At 43.7% G+C, this 8,309-nt stretch carries 7 protein-coding genes; 6 read left to right on the top strand and 1 reads right to left on the bottom strand.

Features of this window, described 5'->3' with window-relative positions; all coding sequences use genetic code 11:
* The 6 genes from AC1DWN_RS21740 to ppk1 all read left to right on the top strand — a co-directional run.
* Nucleotides 1-605: acetyl-CoA carboxylase carboxyltransferase subunit beta (locus tag AC1DWN_RS21740; protein WP_477560991.1), on the top strand; the 605-nt coding region annotated here is incomplete at its 5' end.
* Nucleotides 595-1,665, top strand: coding sequence for an acetyl-CoA carboxylase carboxyltransferase subunit alpha (locus tag AC1DWN_RS21735; protein ID WP_477560990.1), 1,071 nt, complete (start codon nucleotides 595-597; stop codon nucleotides 1,663-1,665). The genes AC1DWN_RS21740 and AC1DWN_RS21735, both read left to right, overlap by 11 nt.
* A 102-nt stretch (nucleotides 1,666-1,767) precedes the next feature.
* Complete coding sequence (gene pyk, locus AC1DWN_RS21730) at nucleotides 1,768-3,522, top strand: pyruvate kinase (RefSeq protein WP_477560989.1); 1,755 nt, start codon at nucleotides 1,768-1,770, stop codon at nucleotides 3,520-3,522.
* Between the two features lie 120 nt (nucleotides 3,523-3,642).
* Nucleotides 3,643-4,107 (top strand): acyl-CoA thioesterase, encoded by a 465-nt coding sequence (locus AC1DWN_RS21725; RefSeq protein ID WP_477560988.1) that lies wholly within the window; start codon nucleotides 3,643-3,645, stop codon nucleotides 4,105-4,107.
* A 75-nt stretch (nucleotides 4,108-4,182) separates the two neighbouring features.
* Nucleotides 4,183-4,575, top strand: a complete 393-nt coding sequence (locus AC1DWN_RS21720) for an FxsA family protein (protein ID WP_477560987.1) — start codon at nucleotides 4,183-4,185, stop codon at nucleotides 4,573-4,575.
* Nucleotides 4,576-4,722: 147 nt separating this feature from the next.
* On the top strand, nucleotides 4,723-6,786 hold the full coding sequence (gene ppk1, locus AC1DWN_RS21715; protein WP_477560986.1) for a polyphosphate kinase 1: 2,064 nt from the start codon (nucleotides 4,723-4,725) through the stop codon (nucleotides 6,784-6,786).
* Here the strand turns inward: ppk1 and AC1DWN_RS21710 are convergent.
* Nucleotides 6,758-8,309 (bottom strand): Ppx/GppA phosphatase family protein (locus tag AC1DWN_RS21710; RefSeq protein ID WP_477560985.1); only part of this gene is annotated, 1,552 nt, incomplete at its 5' end. The two genes, ppk1 and AC1DWN_RS21710, sit on opposite strands and share 29 nt — an antisense overlap.

Here is an 8,309-nt window from a genome sequence, read left to right as displayed (position 1 = left end):
CCTTTCCAGGCTATCAGAGCAAGCTTGAGCAGCAGAAGAGCAAATCCAATCTGCGCGATGCGGTTATAACTGGAGAAGGCATGATCGGTGGTTTTCCAGTTGTTGTTGCGGTCATGAGCTTTGATTTTTTTAGTGGCAGTATGGGATCTGTTGTTGGGGAGAAAATAACTCGAGCAATCGAAGCGGCTCATGAAAAACAGCTGCCGCTTCTTATTTTCTCTACTTCAGGCGGCGCTCGGATGCAAGAAGGCATCTTGAGTTTAATGCAAATGGCCAAAACAAGTGTAGCATTGTCAAAGTTTCAAGGTGCTGGAGGTTTGTTCATTTCGATTTTTACCGATCCTACTATGGGCGGAGTTTCAGCTAGCTTTGCGAGCTTGGGCGATTATAATTTGGCCGAGCCAGGCGCACTTATTGGCTTTGCTGGTCGTATTGTTATTGAACAGACTATTCGTCAGAAACTTCCAGATAAGTTCCAGACGGCTGAGTTTAATTTGCAGCATGGACAGCTGGACAAAGTGGTGCACCGCAAAGATATGAAGCCTACGTTGGCAAAGCTGCTCGATATGCATTGCGTAAGGGAGGGGATATCCCATGGCGGGTGAGTTGCCTTTTGAGAAGCCGCTAGTCGATTTGCGGCAGAAAATTACGGAACTAAAAGGGCTAAGCGAGGAGAAAGGGATTGATTTCTCCGAAGAAATTTTACKCTTAGAGCAAAAGTGCAAGCAGATGGAAGACGAGCTGTACAGTGAATTGACCCCTGCTCAGAAGATGCATATGGCGCGGCATCATCAGCGCCCAACTTCGCTTGATTTTATCCAAACCGTATTTACCGATTTTATGGAGCTTCATGGAGATCGTCTCTTTGCTGATGATCTTGCTATTGTTGGTGGACTTGCCAAAATAAATGGTGTGCCGGTTACTGTAATTGGACATCAGCGCGGTAAGGATACTCGTGAGAACATCGCTCGTTTCTTTGGTAGTCCACATCCCGAGGGCTTTCGTAAAGCACTAAGGTTTATGGAGCAGGCTAACAAGTTTAAGCGTCCTATTATTACGTTTATAGATACAAAGGGCGCATACCCAGGCAACACCGCGGAGGAGCGAGGCCAATCGGAAGCGATTGCACGTAACCTGCGGGAAATGGCTGGTTTCGGTGTGCCTATCATATGTATCGTTATTGGTGAGGGCGGCAGCGGTGGCGCATTAGCTTTAGGCGTGGGCAACCGTGTACTTATGCTGGAAAATGCGATATATTCTGTTATTTCTCCAAATGGAGCGGCATCTATTCTTTGGAAGGATGCTACTAAAGCGGATGTAGCTGCCGAAGCTATGAAAATAACGGCAAAAGATTTACTGGAATTTGGCGTTATTGAGGACATTATTCCTGAGCCTCGAGGAGGCGCTCATCGCGACCTTGCTTTTCAGGCCGAACAACTTAAAGAAAAGCTATGGCATCATTTGCAAGAACTGATGTTGTTAAGCCCTGAGCAGTTGATTGAGGACCGTTACAATAAATTTAGAAAGGTTGGTCCTTACCGCATTGCTGAGGAACAATCATTGGTCGTGCAAAGCGAGTCAGAACAAGATGCACCTGTTCAAGCAACAATAGAAGCACCGGCAGAGGCTAATCAAGCACCCGAAGCTACACCAACCGTAAATTAAATCTTGTGTACAATCGATTTTTTCCACTGTACAAGCAGTGGGGAATCGTTTCATTATATGTGCAGTTTAGAATATTCAGGCAATAAACGGAGGAAACATAACATGCGTAAAACTAAAATTGTTTGTACGATTGGTCCATCTAGCGAATCGTTGGAGAACACAAAAAAATTAATACTTGCAGGAATGAACGTAGCTCGTCTTAACTTCTCTCATGGTGATTTTGAAGAGCACGGCAACCGGATTAAAAACATTCGCATTGCAAATGCTGAGATGGGTACATCGGTAGCTGTTCTTCTTGATACGAAGGGTCCTGAAATTCGTCTAGGCAAACTGAAAGAAGAGCCGATCGAATTAACACAGGGCGATCTTGTTACATTGACAACTGAAGAGATTTTGGGTGATATCAATCGTGTTCCGATTACTTACTCTGATCTTCCGAAAGATGTTACCATCGGATCGACAATTCTTATCGATGATGGTTTGATCGGTTTGTCTGTTGAGGAAGTAAAAGGCACTGAAATCATATGCCGTATCGTTAACAGTGGTCAAATTAAAAGTAAAAAAGGCGTTAATGTACCTGGCGTGAAAATTTCATTGCCTGGTATTACAGAGAAGGATGCTAACGATATTGTTTTCGGTATCGAGCAAGGCGTTGACTTTATCGCAGCATCATTCGTTCGTAAAGCAAGCGATGTACTTGAAATTCGTGAGCTTCTTGAGCGTCATAATGCAGGTCATATTCAAATCATTTCCAAAATCGAAAATCAAGAAGGCGTAGACAATCTTGATGAGATTCTTGAAGTGTCAGACGGCTTGATGGTTGCTCGTGGAGATCTGGGTGTTGAAATTCCAGCGGAAGAAGTGCCGCTCGTTCAAAAAAATATGATCAAAAAAGGTAACCGTGTAGGCAAGCCGGTTATTACAGCAACACAAATGCTTGATTCCATGCAACGCAATCCGCGTCCTACTCGCGCAGAAGCAAGTGACGTAGCGAATGCGATTTTCGACGGTACAGATGCTATCATGCTTTCCGGCGAAACGGCTGCAGGAAGATACCCAGTTGAAGCGGTTCAAACGATGGCTCGTATTGCAGAGCGTGCGGAAGAATCACTTGAATATCGTGAGATTTTCATGAAGCAAGTGAATGCTCAGCAAACTACTGTTACGGAAGCAATCAGCCAAGCGGTAGCTAACTCGGCGCTTGACCTAAACGCAAAAGCAATTATTACATCGACGCAAAGCGGCTTTACAGCTCGTATGGTTTCGAAGTACAAGCCTAAATCACCGATTATTGCTGTTACTACAGATGAGAGAGTTATGCGTCGTCTTTCCCTTATCTGGGGAGTAAAGGCAGTTTTGGGTCCTGAAGCTGATACGACTGATGAAATGTTCGAAAATGCAGTTAAAGGCGGCATGAGCACTGGCTTACTAAGCCTTGGCGATACTGTTGTCATTACAGCTGGCGTTCCAATTGGCCGCTCAGGTACGACTAATCTTATCAAAATTCACCATATTGGTGAGCTTTTGGCTCGTGGACAAGGAATTGGCAGCCAAACGACTACAGGTAAAGTAGTAGTGGCACTTACACCTCAGGAGGCTATTGCTAAAACAACTAAAGGCTCCATTCTTGTTACCGTATCTACGGACAAAGAATATATGCCTGCATTTGAAAAAGCAGCAGCTGTTATTACCGTACAAGGCGGAATTACTAGCCATGCAGCAGTTGTAGGTCTAAACCTTGGAATCCCAGTTATTCTTGGGGTAAACAATGCAACTGAATTGCTTAAGGATGGTATGGAAGTAACGATTTATGGTGAAACAGGCGTTATCTATCACGGCCAATCAAAAGTACTATAATAGGGCAGCCTATTTAAACAAATAAAACGAAGCAAAAAGCGATGGTGATTTCACCGTCGCTTTTTGCTAATCATAGCTCTGTGAAGTGAATGATTATGCAGTTGTTCTAGGAGGGATCTAATGAAATCCAATTCGAAATGGTTTATGCATCCAATTCGTGTCCGTTATCAGGAAACCGACCAAATGGGTGTCGTTTTTCATGGTAATTATGTAACCTGGTTTGAAGTGGGACGTACAGAATGGATAAGGAATGCAGGTTATAATTATAAAACGATTGAGGATCGTGGTTTATTACTCCCAGTTGTTGATCTGCAATGTCGTTACCTACTGCCTGCTCGTTATGATGATACCATCCTTGTATGTACACGAATATCTGAGTATTCGCCTGTACGACTCTCCTTCGAATCACAAATAAGAAGAGTCGAGTTGGCTGACTTTCATGCAGCGGAGCATCCTGAAGGCGATCAACTGCCTGGTGAGCTGCTTGTAGAAGGCGGAACAAAGCATGTATGGGTAAATGCAGGATGGCAGCCTTCGCGTTTAAACAAAGTACTGCCTGACTTATATGAGCTGTTATCGAAGTAAGTTTTACTTCGTAAAACTAAGCGTATGCTTTCGAAGTAAGTTTTACTTCGTAAAACTTTTGAAGGAGGAAAATCAATGAACAAATGGCTGCTTGCTGTTTTAATAATTATACCCTTTGTGGAGATTTGGGGAATATTGCAGGTCGGCGCTTGGTTAGGCGGCTGGAATACTTTTTTCATACTGATCCTTACGGGGTTTGTGGGTGCGTATTTAGCTCGGGCAGAAGGACGGAAGGTTTGGATGGAAGCACAGCTTCAAATGCAGCAAGGACAAATACCTGGTCGAATGCTTTTAGATGGTTTATGTATACTTGCAGGAGGTATTCTTCTCCTAGTGCCTGGTTTCTTATCGGATATCGTAGGTATAACGCTATTAATACCAACGACGCGTTTGTTTTATCGTCAAATATTACTACAATGGCTTGAGAAACGAATGAAAAACGGTAATTTTAAAATCGGGAGATTCTAATTTTTACCTCATCTTTACAAAAGGTTAACATTGCTATAATAGTCATGCTTCATAATAGGAACGTATAGGGGCGTATTGAACGAGCTTTATTGCTTTGTAACCTAAGCATATGCTCATTTCTTCGTAAACCTTTCAGGAGGCGTGTAAATGAACAAGCATTTGTCGCACTATGTAAATCGGGATTTGAGTTGGATTGAATTTAATCGCAGAGTGCTTCAAGAGGCGCAGGACATCAATAACCCGCTGCTGGAGCGTGCCAAGTTTTTAGCGATTGTAACGAGCAATTTGGATGAGTTTATGAGTGTAAGGGTAGCTGGCATACAAATTCAGGTGAGAGCCGGTTTGACCAAAACTGATTTTACAGGATATACCCCGTCAGGCCTTTGGAAAAGACTTATAAAACGTGCAACACAAATGGTAAATGATCAGTATCGTACATATAGGGAAGTGTTTCGAAGTTTAAGCCGTGAAGGTATTTTCATACGATCTATTGATGAGTTGAACGCTACGCAAACGAAAGCGATATCCGATTATTTTCATGAAATCGTATTTCCAGTGCTGACTCCTATGGCCGTCGATCAGAGCAGACCTTTTCCGCTCGTACATACGAAGGAGCTGTATTTGGCCGTTCTGCTTAAGCGAGAGGGCGATCTTGATGACGAAGAACCATTTTTTGCAATCGTACAAGTACCTTCGATTTTATCACGCTTTGTCCCTGTGCCAGGAAGGATGAATAGTAAGAAAACAGAATTTGTACTGCTAGAGGATTTGATTGAAAAGTTTATTGATACCTTATTCAACGGATATATTCCATTTTCAGTAAACCCCTTTCGATTAACGCGTGATGCGGATTTAATGCTGAATGAAGAGGACGCGGAGGATCTGCTGGAGGAAATTGAAAAGGAACTTCGACGTCGGCGCTGGGGTATACCGGTTCGTCTCGAGGTTGCTAAGGGCATTCATCCATATGCGCTCGAAATGCTAAGGGAAGAGCTCGAAATTGAAGATAATTTGTTTGAGATTGACGGTCCGCTCGATTTGAGTTTCCTAATGAAGTTCGTCAATTCATTGCCTGGATACGATAATCTGCGTTATGAAAAGATGGACCCTATTTACCCGCGTGAGTTTGACGATACAGACGATATGTTTGAAGTCATTCGTCAGCGTGATGTTTTGATGTACCATCCTTATGAATCATTTGATGCGGTAAATGATTTTGTGATGCAAGCAGCATATGATCCTGATGTGTTGGCTATAAAAATGACACTGTATCGCGTCAGTGGGCAATCTGCGCTTGTTCAAGCGCTTGCTAAGGCGGCAGAGGCCGGGAAGCAAGTTACGGTCGTAGTTGAGCTGAAGGCAAGGTTTGACGAGGAACGGAATATTGCGTGGGCGCGTCAACTTGAGAAGGCTGGCTGTCATGTCGTTTATGGCTTAGTTGGCTTGAAGACACATGCTAAAATATTGCTTGTTGTTCGTCGTGAGCAGCGGACACTGCGTCGTTACGTCCACGTTGGAACTGGCAATTATAACGACAGCACAGCAACTTTATACACCGATATCGGATTGTTTACATCTCATCCGATTATCGGGGCGGATGCTTCCGCTTTATTTAACGAAGTAACAGGTTACTCTTCACCTTATGAATGGAAGGCGTTTGGAGTTGCTCCATCCGATTTGAAAGAAAAGCTGCATCGTCTCATTGATCGCGAGCGAATAAATGCATTGGCGGGTAAGCCAGCTAGCATAATTGCAAAAATGAACTCATTGTCTAATCAAGACATGATCGATAAATTGTATGAAGCATCGCAAGCGGGTGTGAAAATTGTCCTTATTGTACGGGGAGTATGCTGCTTAAGACCAGGTGTAGCAGGTCTAAGTGAGAATATACAAGTTATTAGTATCGTTGACCGCTTCTTGGAGCATTCAAGAATCATGTATTTTTGTAATGGTGGGGAAGAGGAAGTTTATTTGTCCAGTGCGGATTGGATGACACGGAATTTAACTCGGCGTATTGAGCTGATGTGCCCAGTATTTGACGTTAAATTACGTCAAATACTGATCAAAATGCTTCAGCTAAATATGAAGGACAATGTTAAGGCTAGAGAATTGAAATCGAGTGGTGTATATGAGCATGTGGTCAGTGATAGTAAAACATTCCGAAGTCAATTTGAAGCGAGAGCTATTGAATCATGGAAGGGTCTGGGTTAGCAGGAAGATCTAGCATTGGAGCGGTTCCCCAGAGCTTTTTAAATTCCGAACTAAGCTCCTCGACTTCCCGGCGTTCAACAGCAAGCGAGCCTTTAGGATGTAGTGGGCGCAGCAGCAGCTGTGTCCCTAATGCTTGAATGTTAATCTGGCCAATGGCTTGCGTTTCGGTACGATCTAGAGCAGCAGACAGCTGCAGTAAGATGCCAAGCTTGTAAATAGTGTCAAGATCGAAATCGTTCAGCAGCTCTCTGTATGGTGAAACTTGATTGCGTACACGGCTTTTACTTTTGAAGGAAGCAATTGCAGCTGTCATTATGATTTCTCGGTGAGTCAAGCCGTTTAAATGTGAGTTAATGATTAGATAAAAGGAATGTCTGGCATACTCGTAATAGTCAATGGATGCTCCGATTCGGAAAAGCTGCGACGCCGTATCCAATAATATTCTGGAATGCGAATCCATTGAGTAAACATTATTCAATGAATCGTATAGCTCAAGCGCTAATCGATTCACTTGCATGACATGAGCGCGCGGCGCTTCCGGATGCAAGGCAATTAGATTGCTCAAGCTATAGGAAAGAGCATTGTCGAGCTTCGGATGATTAGCGAATCTAGTTGCATGAAAGAGACCATCACGTAATCCAGCGCCACAAATACGGTAATGCGTCGCTTTGGTCGCACGGAATAATACACGCAGGATAGCTACCCCAGGAACAACGACATCAGCGCGATCTTTGGATAAGCCAGGTAGCTTACGTCTTTTGTCTAAAGGAAGCTTGCGTATTTGTTCAAAAAGTTCATTGGTCTGCTCCCCAGTGATCGGATAATTATGGGTCTGTGGGAAAGGATATTTGTGTATAGCCTGATGCATTTTCCCAAGTCCTCTGACCGTACCTCCGACACCAACAAGGGGCAATCCAGGGGTAGTTCCAATCCATGTTTCATGACGAATGGCATCAAGTACCAGAGCTTCTAACGCCTTTATATCCTCATCGCTTAGCATTCCCTTTGTTCCGAAGCGTTTGTTAAAGCTGACACACCCAAATGGGAGCGATATGGTATGGACAAGCGACCGATTACGAAATAATGATAGCTCGGTGCTGCCTCCGCCAATATCAATGAGGTAGCCGTCGCGAATGTTAAGTGAATTAATCATACCTAGAAACCCGTAAGAAGCTTCCTCTTCTCCGGACAATAATTCTATAATGAGGCCGGTGGCTGCTTCAATACGATTAAGTATCTCAGTACGATTATTAGCATTGCGAATGGCTGCCGTTGCAACCGCGCGAATTTGTTCCGTATGATTATGCGCACAGATTAAAGTGAAATGGCGCAGCGTCTCTATAAGTTCATCAATCGCTTCGTTTGAAAGTTTACCTTCATCATCGACTCGTTCACTTAATCTAGCAGAGCTTTTGCTGCTGTCAGCGACACGGTGAGCGCCATTCACCGTTCGTTCGTAAACAACGAGTCTAATGGAGTTGGAGCCGATGTCTATTATTCCGATGCGTTGTCCAGTCATGTAG

The organism is Paenibacillus sp. P4_A7 (genome assembly GCF_056402455.1).
Note: the sequence above shows the minus strand (reverse complement) of the source record. Positions and strands in the feature narration are given on the sequence as shown.